Origin of the sequence: Martinezella calliandrae (assembly GCF_030272695.1) — a bacterium.
Classification (GTDB): Bacteria; Pseudomonadota; Alphaproteobacteria; order Rhizobiales; family Rhizobiaceae; genus Rhizobium; species Rhizobium calliandrae.
On the sequence record NZ_JARFYN010000032.1, the window covers coordinates 12,544 to 31,465 of the forward strand.

Below are 18,922 nucleotides of genomic sequence, written 5' to 3' on the forward strand. Positions count from 1 at the left end.
TGCGCTAACTTCGGGGATAGGCGGCACGGCCATTGTTGAGGTCATCGACAAAGTCGGAGAATTTGTGCGTCCCCTCGCCGTGCATGATGAGCGGCGCCCGCAGCGCCAGCCGTGCCCGCGAGCCCTTGACCGCCGTCACCAGGATGCGAACGGCATTTTCGCCCTCGCGCGGATGGATGGGCGTGATCTCGATGCCGCCGAAACGGCGGCCGCAAGCGGCGATGATCTCGCCGATCGATTGCGGCCGGGCGATCAGCGACAATTGCCCGCCGGGAATCATGATCGCGCCCGCCGTTCGCACCCAGCTTTCGAACAGGCCGTCGCTCATAGCATGGGCCTGCGCTTTCAACGCATCCGGCGTTAACCGGTCGCTGGCATCATTGAAAGGCGGGTTCATGACGACATGATGAAAGCTGTCATCGGTGAGACCAGCCTCGTTGCGCGCATTTCCGGTCAGGCTTACATCGGCCTCAACAACAGCGACACGGTCGGCAAAGCGGGCATTCTCCGGGAGCATTAGGCTCTTGCGGGCAAACTCGGCCATTTCCGGCGAGCGCTCGAACAGCACCACCTTCGCCTGCTCGAGCCGGGAGGCAATGGCCATGCCGGCCGCCCCCGCGCCGGCACCAAGGTCGGCTACCCTGATAGCGCGGTCATCGGCCACGAGCGCCGCAAGCAACATGGCATCCATGCCGGAACGATGGCCCCTGCCCTTCGGCTGGACGATATGGAATGCGCCGCGATGGAACGCATCGATGGTCTCGGAAAGGTTGTCGGCCATAGCAGACCTCAGCCGCGTACCGGGCGCAACTCGTCGCCGAGGCCGGCGTCGGTCAGAATGCGCCGGGCCTGATCGGCACGCTCGTCCTCGACGAGAAAACGGCGCGGCAGCATGCCGAGCGAGCCTTCGAGAACGCTCATGCCTTGATCCGCGATGAAGCAATGAATCCCAGCGTCTTTCATCAGGCTCTCGGCGAAGGAGAGGAGAACGGGATCATTGGTGCGGATCAACTCGTGCATAAGCTTTGGGTTTCCTCTCAAATTTGCGAGACGAGACAAATCGCCTCTTGCCGCCTCTTTCGCCCCTTCTTATTGTGCTTTGCAGAAAATGAACAGGAGTCCGGATCGTTGGGCGTCGTGATACCGCTTGAAGAAAGCAAGAATAAACTGGCATCCATCAAGCCGTTGGTGGATCTGACCAAGGCGGATATGGAGCGCGTCAACCAGCTGATCCTGTCGAAAGCCGGCTCCGATGTGCAGATGATCCCGGAAGTTGCGGAGCATCTGATCTCTTCCGGGGGCAAGCGCCTGCGGCCGATGCTGACCATCTCCTCGGCCGCGCTCTACGGCTATCAGGGTGACAACCACATCAAGCTTGCCACATCGGTCGAATTTCTGCACACGGCGACATTGTTGCACGATGACGTGGTGGACGAAAGCGATTTGCGCCGCGGCAAGTCCACGGCCCGCATGATCTGGGGCAACCAAGCAAGTGTTCTCGTCGGCGACTTCCTGCTCGGCCAGGCCTTCCGCATGATGGTCGAGGTCGGTTCGCTTGAGGCGCTCGACGTCCTTTCATCGGCGGCTTGCGTCATCGCCGAAGGCGAGGTGCTGCAGCTCTCCGTCTCAAAGAACATGGAGACCACCGAAGACGATTATCTCTCCGTCATCCGGGCCAAGACGGCAGCGCTTTTCGCCGCCGCCGCCGAAGTTGGCCCCATCGTCGCCAATGCCGGCAGGGCCGAACGTAACGCCTTGAAGTCCTATGGCACCAACCTCGGCCTCGCCTTCCAATTGGTCGACGATGCGCTGGATTACGGTGGCAAGGCCGCCGATCTCGGCAAGAATGTCGGCGATGATTTTCGCGAAGGCAAGATCACCCTTCCCGTGATTCTCGCCTATCGCCGCGGCACCGAAAAAGAGCGCGCATTCTGGCGCAACGCCGTCGAGGCCGGCAACAATAGCGACGAGAACCTGGAAAAGGCACTGGGTCTGATCACCAAGTACGGTGCGCTCTCCGACACCATTGCCCGCGCCGTCCATTACGGCACCATCGCCCGCGACGCACTGGCGCCGCTACCGGAAACGCCGTGGAAATCCGCTCTCATGGAAGTGATCGATTTCTGCATCGAACGCGTGAACTAATCGCAGCCGGCCGAATTTCTTGCAGGACCGCTTCAAAAAAGCCATCCTGTTGTGAATGATTGACACGAACGATTTGTGCCGCCGGCACGCTCACCGGCAATCCCTTGATGAAAGGCCTTCTAATGCGGCAGAGACTTGCCATTCGTTTCCTCTCGGGCGCAGCCCTGGCGGCGATCCTTTCGATGTCCGCGCTGAATAGCGCGCGCGCTGAGGATGCTCCGGCAACGCCCGAGGCCAGTGCCCCAGCGACCTTCGACGCGGAAAGCGTCGACACCTTCGCAGGTGCCTTCCTTGCTGCCCGCACTGCCGATGTTGACCATGACTATGACACCGCGATCTCGCTCTATAAGAAGGCGTTGATGCTCGAGCCGGGCAATCCGGAGATCCGGCAGCGACTGATGATTTCGCTGCTGCTCAACGGTAATCTCGAAGAGGGCGTGAAATATGCCAACGAGCTAAAGAACGATCCTTCGGTCGAACGTGTCACCACGATCGTACGCGGCATGGACGCCATCCGCCGGCATGAATACAAGGCCGCGCAGGACATCCTCAAATATGATGGTCCGAACGATCTCGACCGGATGATGAACAGTCTTCTGCTCGCCTGGGCGCGTGCTGGTTCCGGCCATGGCAAAGAAGCGATCGGCATGATCGACAAGATGAGGGGACCAGACTGGTTCAACATCTTCAAGAACTACCACGCCGGCGCCATCGCCATTACCATTGGTGATACGAAGTCCGCCCGTTCGCACTTGAACGACGCGATTCTCGACAAAGCGGGCGGCGCAACCGCTCCGGACACATTCATGCGCGCTGTTATGGCGCTTGCGGCAGTTGAAGCCAAAGCCGGCGACAAGCAGAAGGCACTGGATGCCGTTTCGGTCGGCGACAACCTCATCAATAATTACGCACCGCTGAACGCGCTTCGCGACAGCATTAACAAGGGTCAAGTGCCGGACCAGCAGGTGACCGACACCGCGCAGGGTGCAGCTTCGGTGCTCTTTACCATTGGCGCGGCGCTCAACCGTGATGGCGCTGAAGACGTCGTTTCGCTTTATCTGCAGATTGCCAATACACTCGATCCCAGAAGCGCCGACACGCTGGTTCTGCTCGGTGGGCTTGCCGAAAAGCAGGAGCAGATCGACCGCGCGATCTCTCTCTACAAGAAGGTCCCCACTGATTCGCCGATGGCCCGTATCTCCGAGCTGCAGCTCGGCCTTGCGCTAGCTCAGGCCGGTAAGGTCGATGATGCGCGCAAGCATCTAAAGGCGCTGATCGATTCCGACCCGAACGATATCCGCAGCTATCTTGCCTATGGCAGCGTTCTCTCGGACGCCAAAGACTTCCAGGGCATGGCTGACAATTACGACAAGGCCGTGCAGGTCATCGGTGCCGTGCCGAATCGTGGTGACTGGGCCGTGTTCTTCCAGCGCGGTATCGCCTATGAACGACTGAAGAAGTGGGACAAGGCCGAGCCGAACTTCAAGAAAGCGCTGGAGCTGAACCCCGACCAGCCGCAGGTCCTGAACTATCTCGGCTATTCCTGGGTCGACATGAACATGAATCTCGACCAGGGCCTGGACATGATCAAGAAGGCCGTCGATCTGAAGCCAGATGACGGCTACATCGTCGATTCGCTCGGCTGGGCCTATTTCCGCCTCAACCGCTTCGACGATGCGGTGAACGAGCTGGAGCGTGCCGCTCAGCTTAAGGCCGGCGACCCAACGATCAATGACCATCTGGGCGACGCCTACTGGCGTGTGAACCGCAAGCTGGAAGCGGTCTACCAATGGAACCGCGCGCTGGCTTCCAAGCCAGAGGATGCGGATATTCCGAGGATCAAGGAAAAGATCGCCAACGGTCTGCCGGCGGTCGACACCGACCCCAGGACGGTCGACAAGACCAAGCAGCCTGATCCGGCTCCGGCGGTAACGCCGGCACCCAATACAACGACGCCGCCTGCCGACAAGAAGTCCTAAGACCTCCAATGCACGTGATTTTTGCGGCGGGCGATTTCAACTTCGTGCAGGAAGCGCCCGCCAAGATCAATCTGGCCCTGCAAGTGACGGGCCAGCGAGCCGACGGGTATCATCTGCTCGACACGCTTGTTACTTTTGCGCGGCATGGCGACCGTCTCGGTTTTCGCGCAAGCCACCGTGACGAATTCAGCCTGTCCGGGCGCTTCTCCCCCCTTCTTGCAGACGAGGCGGATGCCGGCGACAATCTGGTGCTCAAGGCCCGTGATCTCTTGCGACAGGCGGCTCGGACCGCGGGGTTCGAGGCGCCGCCGGTGCATATCCATCTCGAAAAGAACCTGCCCGTCGCCTCGGGCATCGGCGGCGGCTCGGCGGATGCGGCGGCGACCCTGGGGGGGCTGATGCGGCTCTGGGGGATTGCACCATCCTCCGACACAATGATGGCTATTGCGCTCAAGCTCGGTGCCGATGTGCCGATGTGCCTCGTCAGCCGGCCACTGATCGCACGCGGCATTGGCGAAACGATCGAACTGCTGCCGCACTTTCCGTCTTTCGCTATGGTGCTCGGCAATCCCCTCGTCAGCGTTTCGACGCCCGAAGTATTTAGTCTGCTCGCCCGGAAGGACAATCCAGCGCTTGCGCTTTCTTTGCAGATGCCGAACGACCACGCGCAATGGATCGAGGCGATCAAGGGGTTGCGCAACGATCTGGAGCCGCCGGCGCGGACGCTCTGCAACGAGATCGCCACGCTCTCGCAATTGATCGAGACCCAGGGCGCCGTCGCTACGCGCATGTCCGGTTCGGGCGCCACCTGCTTTGGCCTCTTCGATCATCTTGAGCAGGCGAAGGCTGCCGCGGCATCGCTTCACAGCTTAAGGCCTGACTGGTATTTCCAGGCGACAGAAACGATAAAGGGAGATGCATGATGGCCGGTTCAAGCGAAGTGAGGCCTTTCATCCCTGTCGGTATCGCTGTGCTGACAGTTTCCGACACACGCACGCTCGCCGATGACAAATCCGGCGACACGCTGGTAAGTCGCATCGCGGAAGCCGGCCATAGGCTGGTTGCCCGCGCGATCGTTCCCGACGATAAGCAGCCTATCCGAAGCCAGGTGGAAGCCTGGATGTACGACGAAACCATCGACGTCGTCATCACCACCGGCGGTACCGGCTTTACCGGCCGCGACGTCACGCCCGAAGCGCTGGAACCCCTATTCGAAAAGCGGATGGACGGGTTTTCCGAGGTGTTCCATCGTATCTCCTACGACAAAATCGGCACGGCGACGATCCAGTCGCGGGCAACCGGCGGTGTCGCCAACGCTACTTTCATCTTCGTGCTGCCCGGCTCCCCGGGCGCCTGCAAGGATGCCTGGGACGGCATCTTGAAAGCGCAGCTCGATTACCGGCACTTGCCGTGCAATTTTGTGGAGATCATGCCGCGGCTCGATGAACATTTGAAGCGCGGCGCTGGCTCGAAATAAGATTGGCGCCTGCCGAGGATTATTCCTCGACTTTTCCAATCCTATGCCTTCGATCCCGGCAGAACAGGAATTGATTCCCAATTCTGACCACTGAGAATTACGCAACTCCGGCCGGAGACATCGGTGATCATCATTGTCCAACTGCCGCTTTCGGCGGCGAAGATTTCGACGATCCTCTTCGGGTCAAGCTGACCAACGGCCGAGAGCTTTTCGGAATATTGCGCATCAAGGAAAGCGACAATATCGACTCGCTGGGCACAGGCGAGCATCGCTTGTGAAGCTACTGAACTCGGATGAAGCATTGGCGTTGCCACGAGGGCCGTTCCGATAAGCCGGTAGAGCATCGTGCGTCCCATGACGCACCTCCTTTCGCCGGAAACTCGGCAGAAGAGGAGAGTTCTGCTGACCTGCTCTGCCGCATACCGGCATCTTTATGGTCGGCCGCCCGACGCGACACGCGAGAGGTGCCGCCATAGGAAAATTATGACATCTATTGTCTTATTTTCAAATAGAATTCGGATCGATCAAACCGCCGTGCTACCGCGCTGCGCGCGCGACCCAGGAGGGAATCAGTTCGCTGGACAGTTGGCGGCTTTTCTGGCCCTTGGCGAACTCGGCAAGCCGCATGCCCGTTTTGGCGGCGGCGATGGCTTGGCCTTTGGAAAGGAGCAAGCCCAACTCCAGCGGCGGCAGACGGCGTCCAATGCGCTGCAACAAAGGGCGACGATAGCCGCGTGAAGCGGTGAAGCGGGCCGGCATCTTATTCAGCGAGACATATTCGGCGATCTCATCGATCCATCCTGCCTGCGGACGTGCGCCGGGCTCGACCAGAAGCAGCCAATCGCCCCGCGCCGAACTCAATATGTCCTTGATATCCCATTGCGAATAGAAACGGCAGCCGGCGGCGTCGGCAACGTGTGAGCTGCCGTCGCGCGAACCGTGATCGAGCACGACGACGTCGCACACCAGCCCTTCGATCGCGCCCGCCACCAATACCGCCAATGTCTGCGCCAGCTCAGGTTCCTGATCCTGGCATTCAATGATTACCGTCAACATCGCCCATTTATAAAGCGCCGCACAATTTATTGCCAGCGCAGAACCCCTTGAACTCGAAGGTTTAGATAAAGCTAACACACAGCTTCAAGATACCTTTCAACCTTGAGCGTCCGGGCGGATGCACGGTATGGCGGAACCCAATTCCGTATTTTTTTGTTCTTGCATTGTTCTCATTAGTCGGATAGGAATTTAATCATCTTAGACGCGGCGTTGCCATACCACGAACCGCCCCGGAGCTACCGATGAACCAGCAGTCCCTTGCAGGGCAGTCCGCATTTGCGCCTGCCAATACGGCAGATGTTGCCAATGCTTTGATCGCCGACACCGGGCTCAGAGTCGAGATCGACCGCAGGCGCGGTCGCGGTGCCGGACTGAACCCCAGCGGCCGGTTCGAGCCGCTGCGGCGTGAGACATTCGATGACGGCTGGCAGACACTGGAAGAACTGCCGCCGTTCAAAACTGAAGTGCAGGTGGAAAAGCCGCGCACAGCAATCACGCGCAACGAGTCTCCCGATATCCCCTTCGATCGTTCTATCAACCCCTATCGCGGCTGCGAGCATGGCTGCATCTATTGTTTCGCACGACCGACGCACGCTTATATGGGTCTGTCGGCCGGGCTCGATTTCGAATCGAAACTCTTCGCCAAGCCCGATGCTGCGCGACTGTTGGAACGAGAACTGGCCAAGCCCGGCTATAAGCCGAGGGTCATCGCCATCGGCACCAATACCGATCCCTATCAGCCGATAGAGAAAGAATGGCGGATCATGCGCCAAATTCTCGAAGTGCTGAACAAGGCGAACCATCCGGTCGCGATCGTCACCAAGTCGGCGCTGATAATGCGCGATATCGATATCCTGAAGGAGATGGCGGCCAAGAGCCTCGTGCGGGTCGGTATCTCCGTGACCACCCTCGACCGCAAGCTGGCGCGCACTATGGAGCCGCGCGCTGCCACACCTCAGCGGCGCCTGGAGGCGATCCGGATGCTCAGCGAGGCCGGCATCCAGACTGCCGTGATGGTGGCGCCGATCATCCCTGCCCTCAACGACCACGAAATCGAGCGCATTCTCGATGCCGGCAAGGCCGCCGGTGCCATGGAGGCGAGCTATGTCCTCCTGCGCCTGCCCCTGGAGGTCAGCCCGCTCTTCCGCGACTGGCTGCTGCAAAACCATCCGGATCGGTACCGCCATGTCATGTCGCTGGTCCGTTCGATGCGTGGTGGCAAGGACTATGACGCCGAATATGGCAAACGCATGAAGGGTGCAGGTCCTTACGCGTGGCAGATCAGCCGCCGCTTCGAAATGGCGACCAAGCGCCTAGAGTTAACGCGCCGCAGCATAGCGATACGCGACGACCTATTCGTGCCGCCGGATGGCAGTGGCGTGCAGCTTTCACTACTCTGAACCCCTTCCCCCGGGCTTCCCTGCCCGCCGGAAGGGCCCCCGGTTCGCCGCCATGATCCACCGGGGGCTTGCAGGAGATCGGGTGGTGTGCGAGCTTTGCCGCATGCCACGCAGCACACCACCCGATTCTCCCATGCTTTTTGACGTGGAGCCGATCGTTCCGACCTTTGAGCTGGAGCTGATTGCTCGTCGCGCCGGACATTGGCCCGTTGCTGGTGCCGATGAGGTGGGACGGGGGCCCCTTGCAGGCCCGGTCGTCGCGGCTGCGGTAATTCTCGACCCTGAGCGCATTCCTGAGGGATTGAACGATTCCAAGCTGCTTTCGGTCGCCAGGCGCGAGACGCTGTTTGTCGAAATCCTCGCGACCGCCACGGTCTCCATTGCCTCCTCAAGTGCTGCTCGCATCGACATCACCGACATCCGTAAGGCGAGCCTCGACGCGATGCGACGCGCCATCTGCAGCCTTGCCATACCGGCAGGTTACGTCCTGACCGATGGGCTGGATGTGCCCGCCGGGCTCGCCTGCCCAGGAAAAGCCGTGGTCAAGGGTGATAGCCGCTCCTTTTCCATCGCCGCCGCTTCGATCGTAGCCAAAGTGACACGCGACCGGATGATGGCTCGCGCCGGAGACGTCTTCCCGGCCTACGGCTTCGCGGCCCATGCCGGCTACGCAACCCCCCAGCATCGCGCCGGCATCGAAAAACACGGTCCCTGCTCACTCCATCGCATGAGCTTCCGGCCGCTCCGACGCGATGAGGCCTGACGGGAGTCAGCTCTTTTTATCCCCCGAAACCGGCCATGATCTCGTTTTGGTGTTCTTTGATATAAGCGATATCCCGCCGGTAGATGTCCGCATGGCCTTCTTCGACATTGCGGCGATATCTTTCCACACCATTGGCCGCCTCGAGTTCCATGAAGCCGACCAAGACATTCAGACGGTCAAGGATCATACCCGGCAACGCCGAGCGTTGCTGTGAGGGCAGGTCGTAAGCATTAAGGAAGCTGCGGGCGCGGAGGATTTGTGTGTCGAGCTCGCCGAGATCCTTGGCCACGACGCCCGCGGACAGAGGCGCCCAGCGATAGATGGCGTAGGCAAGATCCCAGCATCGCGGGCCAGGATGCGCCGTCTCGAAGTCGATGATGCCAGTCGCCGCGCCGCTGTTGAGAACTACATTATAAGGTGCGAAATCGCCATGGCAGATCACCTCGAACGGTAGCCTCGGCGGCAATTGCCATTTCTGGTCCTCTAGCATCGACCGCATAAACAGCGCCGTGCAATCATGATAACGCCGCAGCAACCGCGCCGCCGACTGCAGAACTCTCATGGACCTCATATTCTCATTGTCACCCAGGTCACCGGTCTCACCCGGAAGAAAGCTCGCCCTTTCCCACGTCGCGTCATGTCCCGCGGACAATGGCGCGTTCGCAAAGTCATGTCTTTGAAGTGCAATGAGCAGCGAGTGAACGCTCGCAGTCCAGGGACGGGTACGCCGATAGACGAGATCATCGTGGCGAACTGGCCCTTCGCCGTCGTCCTTGCTCGGTATGACCATCTCACTCCCTCATCCCGGCCGAAATCCAGTTTCGATCCATTGTCAGCTGTCGCCGTGGCGGGGTATCACTCACAAGACAAAAAACCCGGCCGAAGCCGGGCTTTTCCAAAGAACGATCGCTTGTGCGCTCAGTTCAGTCGGGTCTTCACTTCGCCGACGGCGTTGCTGAAGAGTTCGGATTGAACGCGGCCGTCGGCCTTCTTGGCAAGCAGTGATTCGGCAGCGGCAATGGCCAGATCGACCGCAGCGGAGCGAACCGCCTTCATCGCCTCGGCTTCCGCCTGCTTAATCTTCTGCTCCGACAGCGCCGTGCGGTTGGCGACGAATTCCTCCGTCTTCTTGCGAGCTTCCGTCGTCAGCATTTCAGCTTCGCGCTCGGCTGCCGCAACGATATGCGCGGCTTCTGCTTCCGCTTCCTTTCGCTTGCGCTGGTATTCGGCCAGCAAATGCTGGGCCTCTTCGCGCAGGCGCTTGGCTTCGGCCAGATCGTTGCGGATCTGATCGGCACGGTCGTCCAGCGACTTTGCCATCATGCCCGGAACCTTCAGATAGACGACGATGCCGAGGAAGATGATGAGAGCGACGAAGGCAAAGAAAGTTTCGTCCAAACCCAATTCCATGGATCAACCCTCCCGCTTGGCGGATGCTTCGGCAACGGCCGAGGCGACGTCAGCCTGACCGGCGACGCTGCCGACTAGTTGCTCAACGACGGCGGCTGCCGTCTCTTCAGCAATGGCGCCGACATCGCCAAAGGCTTTCGCCTTGATTTCGCTAATGCGGGCCTCTGCGGCCTTCAACTTCTCGGAAAGGCTTGCTTCGATCGCCCTGCGGTCTTCCTCAGCCTTTGCTTTGGCGGCATCACGGGCGGTGGCACCGATCGAATTCGCCTTGGCGCGTGCTGCGGCCAACTCGCTTTCGTAGGTCGCAACGGCCGCATCGGCTTCGGCTTTCAGGCGCGAAGCTTCGTCGATATCCTGAGCGATGCGCTCGTGGCGGCTTTCCAGAATGCCGCCAACGCGCGGAACGACGACCTTCTGCATGGTCACGTAGAAGATCACGAAGGTGATCACCAGCCAAAGGAGCTGTGACGGATACGTCGTATGGTCAAACGGCGGGAATACGCCAGCGTGATGGCCCTGATCGGGCGCACCCGTCTCCGTATTCACCGCGCCGGCTGCCGGCGGTGCTTCTTCAGCATAAGCCGGGGTCACAAACATGCTCACCTCCAGGTGGTCTGCAAATACAAAGGATCACGGCCCGCTGTCCCGCGAACCGTGATCTATCACGCCACTGATATCAGACGGCGAAGAGCAGAAGGAGAGCGATGAGCAGCGAGAAGATGCCCAGAGCTTCCGTAACGGCGAAGCCGAATACCAGACGGCCGAACTGGCTGTCAGCGGCAGACGGATTGCGAAGTGCGCCGGACAGGTAGCTGCCAAAGATGTTGCCGAGGCCAAGAGCCGTACCGGCCATACCAAAGCAAGCCAGACCTGCACCGATGAACTTTGCTGCTTCCGCTTCCATGTTGAACTCCTTTGAAATGGTTGTTGCGGCGAATGACTGACGCCCTGCGGACGTCAATGTCGGTAATCCTTAGTGGCCACCCGGATGGATTGCGTCATTGATGTACATGCAAGTCAGCACCGCAAAGACGTAAGCCTGGAGGAAGGCGACGAGTAGCTCGAGACCGGTCAGAGCGACCGTCATAGCCAGGGGAAGAATAGCGCCGCCGATGCCAAGCGCGCCAAGGGCTCCGAGCGAGGCAACGAAGCCTGCGAACACCTTGAGCGTGATATGGCCTGCCAACATGTTGGCAAAAAGACGAACGGAGAGTGAAACCGGCCGGGACAGGAACGAGATAATTTCGATACTCACCACCAGCGGCAACAGTATGCCGGGTACGCCTTGCGGCACAAAGAGCTTCAGAAAGCCGAAGCCATGCTTGATCACGCCGTAGATAATGACCGTCAGTATGACCAAAAGCGCCAACGCGAAGGTAACGATGATCTGGGCGGTGACGGTGAAGAAATAGGGAACCATGCCAAGCAGGTTCGCCGTCAGCACGAACATGAAGAGCGAGAAGACCAGCGGGAAGAACTGCATTCCCTTGGTTCCCGCTCCTTCTTTCAGCATCGAGGCAATGAACTCGTAAGCCATCTCCGCCACCGATTGGGCGCGGCCCGGAATTACGCTGCGCGGCGACGTGGCAAAATAAAGGAAGCCAGCAGAGATGACTGCCGAAGCGACCATGAACAGTGAAGCATTGGTGAACGAAAAATCAATCCCGCCGATATCAATCGGTATAATCTTGAAGATCAGGAACTGATGGGTAGGTCCGTTTGCCACCGCTGTTCTCTTTCATTTTCCCGCTTGTCAAAGCGGATGCCTCTCACCAGGAAACCACGCCGCGGCGCCGGTTCCAGCTCATTTCTTATCAAGCCCGTGCTTTTCAAGCATCGGTGTCGCCACCTTGCCTGCAGAGCGCAGAACATTCAGCACGCCGGCACAAAATCCGAGAAGCAGAAGTACAATCATGCCCCACGGCGCCGTGCCAACAAAACGGTCGAAGAGATAGCCCAGAACAGCGCCGACGATGATGGCAGCAATGAATTCGCTAGAAAGCTTCATCGCCTCGGCGTAGCCCTTGCGGCCCTCCTCGGCGCGAACCTCCCCTCGTTCATCCTCTCCCAACGCAGAGCGCTTGTTCGCCAGTTCGGCTTCCAGTTGCTCTCGTCGCTTTTCCAGACCTTCGTCGTGGTCATCCGCCATGGTGATGTCCTCCCATTTTCGCAGCGCGCAGCCCCATTACCCCGGTCAACGCGTAAACGAACGGCAGGTTTCGTCACCTTTTCGGCCCGTTTGAAGTCGCGCGCAACATAGTTTTAGGAAAAAGCATAGTCAAGGCGTAGACGCCATCTGTCCAGCCATAAATTAGCCGAATTAAAACATGATCTTAGCGCGAACATGCGATGCCGGTGGGAAACTAGGCCAAAGAATCCTCTTCGGGCCGCGCTTTTCCGTGGCCTTTTTGCCGACCACCTATCGCCTGTCGGACCGCGTCAACCCCGTCGTCGTCAGCTCCAGCCGCCGCCATAGGTCCGGTAGAAGATATGCATGCCGATGCGACCGACTTTCACCATTTCGGCCGCCCAATGCGGCCGAACGTAGACGGCGTGATAGTGGGTGGCGGAGCCGACTTCTGGCAGCCAGATTCTACCGGCGGTCACAGCCATGGCGACCTGGCGGGCGATCTTCCAGTGCTCCGGCGAATTGACGCGGTCTTTGACGTTGTCGCAGGCAAAGGAAAACTGGCAGGCATTGTGCCAATTGTCGTTTTGATAAACGACACCGCAGATGGTCTTCGGGTAGGCCGGGTTGCGGACGCGATTGAGGATGACCTGGGCGACAGCCGCCTGCCCCTTCACGGATTCCCCGCGCGCTTCGAAATAGATACCGGTCGCGAGGCACTGCTGTTCATCCGACGAAAAGACCGAAGGAGGCAGGACATTCGCGGCCCATGCATGGTCCTCGGGGCCAATCTGAGGCACGAAGCGGCCTTCGTTGTCCTGATCCTTGGCGAGAATCGAATCGAAGGGCGAGACGCGGGCGTAGTCTGGTGGCGGCGATGCATAGGCGGCAGCTAGAACATCTGCATCCTGGCTAGTCACCAGGCTCGCAAGGTAGGACGGCACGCTGTTGTCCGGCCTCGGCGGCTCTTTCTTATAGAAGGCCGTGGCAATCTGGATCTCCTTGCCACCGATCTTCGGCTTCAGGAAAGCGGTCTTGTCCTTGGTATCAAGCTCTGGGCGGAGCAGCATGCTGTCGCGCTGCAGCACGGAGCCGGCGGAAAAATCCTTGGGCGGCTGCATCGGCGCGACAGCAACCACCCGGCTCTTTTTGTCCTGGCGATTGATGCGATCTTCGTCGGGCCTTGGATCGCTGCCCTTTTTCTGCGACACGAAGGCGACGCGGCGGCCGTCGGGCATGACCAAACCGCCGTCGCCGACGGCTGCAGCGGTGGACGCATCGCCGAAGGCAAGCTCTTCCTGGTGCGTGGAACCGGCCGGCGATTTGGTGATTACCATGCGCCAGTTGCTACTACCCCTGTCGATACCCGCCAGCAGCCCGGCAAGATCGGCATAGGCCACGGTGGACGGAAAGATCAGCCAGGCGCAAAACCCGAAGACGGCTGGCGAAGTCCAGTTTTTCGGCAAGAAACCAAACTTGCGGGGTACACGACTCGGACGAGGCAACACCGGACTCCAACGGCACTGGACTAGGAGCCGGAATAATCTCCGATTAACCTTGATGGATGGTTAATTCGGCTGTTGCGCATTCACGAATACATTCGGAATGCCGGCTACAAAAGGCCCGGCGGAGATCCACCGGGCCTTCGAACACATTAAAATGGTGTCGAGCTCAGATGATGACGTGCGATCCCAATTCCACCACGCGGTTGGCCGGTAGGCGGAAGTAGTCGGAAGGATCGGTCGCGGCATTGGCGAGAGCGATGTAAAGTCGGTCCTGCCAGTGCGGCATGCCGGATTTGGCGTCGGGCACCAGCTTGCGGCGACCAAGATAGAAGGAGGTCGACATGATGTCGAACTTCAACCCGGTTTTGCGCAAAGTCGCCAATGCCTGCGAGACGTTCTGTGACTCCATGAAGCCGAAGCGCAGCTCGACAATCGAGAAGCGGTCGGAGACTTTATCGACCGAGTAGCGGTCTTCCTGAGCGACACGCGGCTTGTTGATGGTGCGGATCGTCAAAATGACGTTCTTGTCGTGCAGGACGTGGTTGTGCTTCAGATTATGCAGGAGCGCGGCGGGCGCAGATTCCGGATCGCTGGTGAGGAAGATCGCCGTTCCAGGGACATGGGCCGGCGAGTGGTCGCTCTTGCGCTCGATCGAACTGACGAAGGACGACAAAGGAATATCGGTGTGCCGCGTCTTCTCCATCAGGAGAGCCGTGCCGCGGCGCCAGGTCCACATGATCACGGTGAAGGCGGTCGCCATCAGCACCGGAACATAGCCGCCGTCGCGGATTTTCAGGAGGTTCGCGCCGAGGAAGACGAATTCCAGCAACACCAGCGGCGCAAGCACGCCGACCGCCATCGGCAGCGACCAGTTCCAGCGAACGCGCACGAACTCGAAGGCCATGATTGAGGTGACAACCATCGCGCCGGTCACGGAGATGCCGTAAGCAATCGCCAGCGCATCCGAGGTCTTGAAGCTTAATACGAGGAAGATGACGCCGAAGAACAGCACGGCATTGACCGACGGCAGGAAGATCTGTCCTGTATTGGTCTCGGACGTGAAGAGGATCTCCATGCGCGGCAGGAAGCCGAGATGGATTGCCTGGCGCGTGAGCGAGAAGGCACCGGTGATGACCGCCTGGCTGGCGATGATCGTCGCCAGGGTGGCAAGAATAACCACCGGCAGGATAGCCCAATGCGGAAATATCAGGAAGAACGGGTCGGACATAGCCATGGGGTCGCGTAGCACCAAGGCGCCCTGACCGAAGTAGTTCAAAGTCAGTGACGGAAACACAAGCGCAAACCAGGCCCACTGGATCGGGCGGCGGCCGAAATGGCCGAGGTCGGCATAAAGGGCTTCCGCACCCGTCACGGTCAAGAACACCGCACCCAAGACGACGACGCCGAGAAAGCCCTCCCGTACAAGGAAGCTCACCGCATAATAGGGATTGAGTGCGGCCAGAATGCTGAAATCATCGGAAATGTGCATGATGCCGGCAAGGCCCAGGACGATGAACCAGAGTGCCATGATCGGACCGAAGAAGCGGGCAACTGCGCCGGTGCCGTGCGACTGGATCGCGAAAAGCAGCGCCATGATCGCGACGGATATGGGCACGATGTAGTCCGTCAGAGATGGTGTGACGAGCTTCAGGCCTTCGACGGCGGAGAGAACCGAAAGGGCCGGAGTGATCATCGCGTCGCCGAGGAAGAGTGCGGCGCCCATCAATCCCAGCAGCATCAGGATGGCCGTATGGCCGTTCGCCGTCTTCATCAACAGCGCCAGCAGCGACAGTGTGCCGCCTTCACCGTCGTTGTCCGCGCGGAGCAGAAAAAGGACGTATTTAATCGTGACGATGATCGTCAGCGTCCAGAACATCAGCGAGATGACACTGATGACTTCGCCGCGCGTCAAGCCGTCGGCGGCTACCGGCTTCAATGCTTCGCGAAAGGCGTAGAGCGGGCTCGTGCCGATATCGCCGTACACCACGCCAATCGAACCGAGGGCGAGATATGCGAGCTTACCAGCGTTCATTTTCCCGTCGGGAGAATGATGGGTTTCGTCAGACATTCAGGGTCACTAGACTCTCAGAGCCAGCCTTTCCAGCGAAAAAAGAAAAACGGAACGACGGCAGACACCACCATCAAGAGCAACGACGCCGGGTAACCATAGGCAAAATGCAGCTCGGGTAAGAACTCGAAATTCATACCATAAATCGACGCCACAAGCGTCGGCGGCAGGAAGACTACGGAGGCGATCGAGAAAATCTTGATGATGGCGTTCTGCTCGATATTGATCAGGCCGAGCGACGCATCGAGCAAGAAAGTAATATTACCGGCGACGAATGACGCATGTTCGGACAGAGATTGCACATCCCGCGAGACATTGTGGCACAATTCCTTGGCCTCATGGTCCTGCTGCATGGCGGGGATCGTATGAAGGAAGGTCAGAAGCCGCGACAATGAACTCAAGCTATCGCGCACTTTGCTGACCGTGCGATGGTAACCTGCAATGTCCTTCAGCTTCTCTTCCAGATAGTTCGACGGACGGCGGATTTTCTTCACGCGATCGCCGAAAACATGCACCGACAATATATCGATGCCGGAGATCGTCTGTTCAAGGACTTCCGCCGTGCGGTCGACAATTGTTTCCAGAAGCTTCGCCAGAAGCGCGACCCCAGTCCGCCGCTCCTTCGGAACTCGCTGCAGCGCTGCGATGAACAGCGCAAAGGATTTCGGCTGCGCATAGCGGATCGTGACCAGGCGATGATCCGTCAGGATGAAGGCGACATCGGTCAGCGTCGGCAGGTTGGTGTCGATCTTCCACAGCAGCGAAGCCGTCAAGAAAACCGAGCCCTCTTCGACATAGAGCCGGCTCGAGGGTTCGATGTCCTTCATATCTTCGCGAGTCGGCACTTCGAGCCCTAGCAGGCGCTCGATATTTTTTTCCTCTTCCCGCGACGGTTCGACCATGTCGATCCAGACTGCGCTCTCCGGCAATCGAGCAATGCTCGAAAGATCAGCCAATTCGAGAGCCTTGCAGTCGGAGCTGTAGGCAGTGATCAACGGATCGCCCTCGGCGCGTCAGAGGCAAAGCGGTAGCCGTGGCGCTTTGTGCGCTGTTGCCGCGATTCTGCCGATGCCCAGTAAATAAAGCTCATAAAACTCCCGGCGTATCCCGCCGGTCCGGCTGAGAATCCGTGTCCATGCTCCATTGCGCAGCTGTACCAATCCCTCGTCCGTCCTGAGAAGGCTGATTGCTCAGGCGAGACGAAGTCACCATTTGGCAGTTGGCCGTCATCTGAAATGCCCGACCAAATTCACGCCGGCGGCGCATATGAAGCAAAGCTCGCAAAGAATCAAGTCACAACCCCTTCGATGCGCGCTTTCACCGCAGATTCACGATCGTGGGGAGTCATAGCACACGGCGCTGGCAAGGCAATCGTGCCAACCGTTGATCGGCACGCATCTTGTAAATTACTCGAAGACGATGGTTGGCGCCGCGCGCTGAGGCATGTTGCTTATCTGCGCCCAGACTTTGGCTGCGATATCGCGATAGATGCCTGCGACAGTGCCATTCGGGTCGGAAGCGACCAGCGGCGTACCGGCATCGGAAGTCTCACGGATACCCATGGTCAGCGGCACTTCGCCGAGGAAAGGTACGCCGATCCTCTCAGCCTCCTTGCGCGCGCCGCCATGGCCGAAGATATCGTAACGTGCGCCGGTGTCCGGAGCGATGAAATAGCTCATATTTTCGACGATGCCGAGCACCGGCACTTCCACCTTGCGGAACATGTTGAGACCCTTGCGGGCGTCAATTAGTGCCAGATCCTGCGGTGTCGAGACGATAATGGCGCCAGCGAGCGGCACCTGCTGCGCCATGGTCAGTTGCGCATCGCCTGTCCCTGGCGGCATGTCGACAACAAGTACATCGAGTTGACCCCACGCGACTTCGCGCAACATCTGCAACAGTGCCGACTGCACCATCGGCCCGCGCCAGATCATCGCCGTCTCTTCTTCGACGAGGAAGCCCATGGACATGACCTTCAGGCCGTAATTCTGCATGGGGTTGATGATGCGACCATCGATCTGCGTCGGCCGGCCGGAAATCTTCAAGAGACGCGGCATGGACGGGCCGTAGATGTCAGCATCCAGAATGCCAACGCGCAGACCGTTGGCGAGCAGGCCGAGCGCGAGATTGACGGCTGTCGTCGATTTGCCGACGCCGCCCTTGCCGGATGCAACGGCAATAATGGCGCCAACGCCGGGAACGCCGATCTTGCCGGCACGCGGCGGCTGTTGCGGTGCTGCGTGGGCGTGAGAATGCGCAGCCGGCTGAGCGGGGGCCGGGCGCGCGGCAGATGCGCCAGTGCCGGCCTTCTTGTCCGCAGTCAGCGCGACCAACGCTCCTTTCACGCCAGGCAATTCCTTGATAACGCGCTCGGCAGCGAGGCGCATCGGCTCCAATTCCTTGGCACGTTCAGCCGGAACCGTAATCGAGAAATATACCTTGGCATCGGAAATGAAGACATCCGATACCATGCCGAGCTCGACGATGTTGTGCTCCAGATCCGGGCCGCGAACGGTTCTAAGCGTTTCCAGAACCTGTTCCTTGGTGATGTCTGCCATTCCATCCTCGCTGCACGATTTCCATCCGGATCGCGGCGCGGCCCCAGCAAACGCTCCGGATCTCTTGAGGCTTAGATAGTGGAGTGATGGAACTTCGCCAAACGAAATTAAGGGGAATATGGATAAAACGCTGAGTGTGTTGCGGCCGGCAGGTCCGCCGGGCTTAGAGCCCCGCCAGCCGCAACGCTCGCTAGGAGAAGCGATATTCGCGGGGCACGTAAAGCAAAGCTTTGAAAGGACTAGGGCGAGCGCCCAAAAAATCGCGCATTAAACCCCCTTGGTTCTTAAAACGTGCCAAATAAGCAACAGCCGCCGCCGATACCGTGCCGCCGGGAGAAGCAACGACAACAGCATCGGCAGCAGCTGCCGGATCCGCGCGCATTAACCGGCGCTGGTATCAAAGTCCCCTCTGGACCTCTGTCCATTGAAATGC

General features: G+C 59.4%; 20 protein-coding genes. 6 read left to right on the forward strand and 14 right to left on the reverse strand.

Annotated features, from left to right (window positions below):
- Nucleotides 1-4: 4 nt before the first annotated feature.
- Entirely contained in the window at nucleotides 5-781 is a 777-nt protein-coding gene (locus tag PY650_RS22170) for a tRNA1(Val) (adenine(37)-N6)-methyltransferase (protein ID WP_285881707.1), read from the reverse strand.
- An 8-nt stretch (nucleotides 782-789) separates the two neighbouring features.
- A complete protein-coding gene (locus PY650_RS22175) occupies nucleotides 790-1,020 on the reverse strand; it encodes a putative signal transducing protein (protein WP_285881709.1) in 231 nt (76 codons plus the stop codon).
- Between the two features lie 108 nt (nucleotides 1,021-1,128).
- Here PY650_RS22175 and PY650_RS22180 point away from each other — a divergent pair, with 108 nt between their 5' ends.
- The 4 genes from PY650_RS22180 to moaB all read left to right on the forward strand — a co-directional run bounded on the left by PY650_RS22180 (nucleotide 1,129) and on the right by moaB (nucleotide 5,601).
- On the forward strand, nucleotides 1,129-2,145 hold the full coding sequence (locus PY650_RS22180; protein WP_285881710.1) for a polyprenyl synthetase family protein: 1,017 nt from the start codon (nucleotides 1,129-1,131) through the stop codon (nucleotides 2,143-2,145).
- Between the two features lie 122 nt (nucleotides 2,146-2,267).
- Nucleotides 2,268-4,124, forward strand: coding sequence for a tetratricopeptide repeat protein (locus PY650_RS22185; RefSeq protein ID WP_285881711.1), 1,857 nt, complete (start codon nucleotides 2,268-2,270; stop codon nucleotides 4,122-4,124).
- A gap of 8 nt (nucleotides 4,125-4,132) precedes the next feature.
- Nucleotides 4,133-5,047, forward strand: a complete 915-nt coding sequence (locus PY650_RS22190; RefSeq protein WP_285881713.1) for a 4-(cytidine 5'-diphospho)-2-C-methyl-D-erythritol kinase — start codon at nucleotides 4,133-4,135, stop codon at nucleotides 5,045-5,047.
- On the forward strand, nucleotides 5,047-5,601 hold the full coding sequence (gene moaB / locus PY650_RS22195; protein WP_285881715.1) for a molybdenum cofactor biosynthesis protein B: 555 nt from the start codon (nucleotides 5,047-5,049) through the stop codon (nucleotides 5,599-5,601). The genes PY650_RS22190 and moaB overlap by 1 nt, the downstream gene beginning before the upstream one ends.
- Before the next feature lie 41 nt (nucleotides 5,602-5,642).
- Here the strand turns inward: moaB and PY650_RS22200 are convergent, their stop codons facing one another.
- The gene (locus PY650_RS22200) at nucleotides 5,643-5,957 is read right to left on the reverse strand and encodes a hypothetical protein (RefSeq protein WP_285881717.1); all 315 of its coding nucleotides are present in this window, start codon (nucleotides 5,955-5,957) and stop codon (nucleotides 5,643-5,645) included.
- 181 nt (nucleotides 5,958-6,138) lie between these two features.
- Nucleotides 6,139-6,657 (reverse strand): glycosyltransferase family protein, encoded by a 519-nt coding sequence (locus PY650_RS22205; protein WP_285881718.1) that lies wholly within the window; start codon nucleotides 6,655-6,657, stop codon nucleotides 6,139-6,141.
- A gap of 242 nt (nucleotides 6,658-6,899) precedes the next feature.
- Between PY650_RS22205 and PY650_RS22210 the strand changes: the two genes are divergently transcribed.
- Together PY650_RS22210 and rnhB are read left to right on the forward strand one after the other, a co-directional pair.
- On the forward strand, nucleotides 6,900-8,057 hold the full coding sequence (locus tag PY650_RS22210) for a PA0069 family radical SAM protein (RefSeq protein WP_285881720.1): 1,158 nt from the start codon (nucleotides 6,900-6,902) through the stop codon (nucleotides 8,055-8,057).
- A gap of 103 nt (nucleotides 8,058-8,160) precedes the next feature.
- On the forward strand, nucleotides 8,161-8,820 hold the full coding sequence (gene rnhB / locus PY650_RS22215; protein ID WP_285881772.1) for a ribonuclease HII: 660 nt from the start codon (nucleotides 8,161-8,163) through the stop codon (nucleotides 8,818-8,820).
- Nucleotides 8,821-8,836: 16 nt separating this feature from the next.
- Here rnhB and PY650_RS22220 read toward each other — a convergent pair whose 3' ends face one another.
- The 10 genes from PY650_RS22220 to PY650_RS22265 all read right to left on the reverse strand — a co-directional run bounded on the left by PY650_RS22220 (nucleotide 8,837) and on the right by PY650_RS22265 (nucleotide 18,489).
- Complete coding sequence (locus PY650_RS22220) at nucleotides 8,837-9,610, reverse strand: phosphotransferase (protein ID WP_285881722.1); 774 nt, start codon at nucleotides 9,608-9,610, stop codon at nucleotides 8,837-8,839.
- Between the two features lie 128 nt (nucleotides 9,611-9,738).
- On the reverse strand, nucleotides 9,739-10,230 hold the full coding sequence (locus tag PY650_RS22225) for a F0F1 ATP synthase subunit B (protein WP_285881723.1): 492 nt from the start codon (nucleotides 10,228-10,230) through the stop codon (nucleotides 9,739-9,741).
- Nucleotides 10,231-10,233: 3 nt separating this feature from the next.
- Complete coding sequence (locus PY650_RS22230; RefSeq protein WP_285881725.1) at nucleotides 10,234-10,827, reverse strand: F0F1 ATP synthase subunit B; 594 nt, start codon at nucleotides 10,825-10,827, stop codon at nucleotides 10,234-10,236.
- A gap of 79 nt (nucleotides 10,828-10,906) precedes the next feature.
- Nucleotides 10,907-11,134 carry a F0F1 ATP synthase subunit C gene (locus PY650_RS22235; protein ID WP_028750571.1) on the reverse strand — a complete coding sequence of 76 codons (228 nt, stop codon included), beginning with the start codon at nucleotides 11,132-11,134 and terminating at the stop codon, nucleotides 10,907-10,909.
- 69 nt (nucleotides 11,135-11,203) lie between these two features.
- Entirely contained in the window at nucleotides 11,204-11,956 is a 753-nt protein-coding gene (locus PY650_RS22240) for a F0F1 ATP synthase subunit A (protein WP_285881726.1), read from the reverse strand.
- Between the two features lie 78 nt (nucleotides 11,957-12,034).
- Nucleotides 12,035-12,379 (reverse strand): AtpZ/AtpI family protein, encoded by a 345-nt coding sequence (locus PY650_RS22245; protein WP_285881727.1) that lies wholly within the window; start codon nucleotides 12,377-12,379, stop codon nucleotides 12,035-12,037.
- Between the two features lie 305 nt (nucleotides 12,380-12,684).
- On the reverse strand, nucleotides 12,685-13,863 hold the full coding sequence (locus tag PY650_RS22250; protein WP_285881728.1) for a cell wall hydrolase: 1,179 nt from the start codon (nucleotides 13,861-13,863) through the stop codon (nucleotides 12,685-12,687).
- A gap of 166 nt (nucleotides 13,864-14,029) precedes the next feature.
- The gene (locus tag PY650_RS22255; RefSeq protein ID WP_285881729.1) at nucleotides 14,030-15,931 is read right to left on the reverse strand and encodes a potassium transporter Kup; all 1,902 of its coding nucleotides are present in this window, start codon (nucleotides 15,929-15,931) and stop codon (nucleotides 14,030-14,032) included.
- A gap of 17 nt (nucleotides 15,932-15,948) precedes the next feature.
- The gene (locus PY650_RS22260; protein ID WP_285881730.1) at nucleotides 15,949-16,926 is read right to left on the reverse strand and encodes a magnesium transporter CorA family protein; all 978 of its coding nucleotides are present in this window, start codon (nucleotides 16,924-16,926) and stop codon (nucleotides 15,949-15,951) included.
- Nucleotides 16,927-17,337: 411 nt separating this feature from the next.
- The gene (locus tag PY650_RS22265) at nucleotides 17,338-18,489 is read right to left on the reverse strand and encodes an Mrp/NBP35 family ATP-binding protein (RefSeq protein ID WP_285881731.1); all 1,152 of its coding nucleotides are present in this window, start codon (nucleotides 18,487-18,489) and stop codon (nucleotides 17,338-17,340) included.
- Between the last annotated feature and the right edge of the window lie 433 nt (nucleotides 18,490-18,922).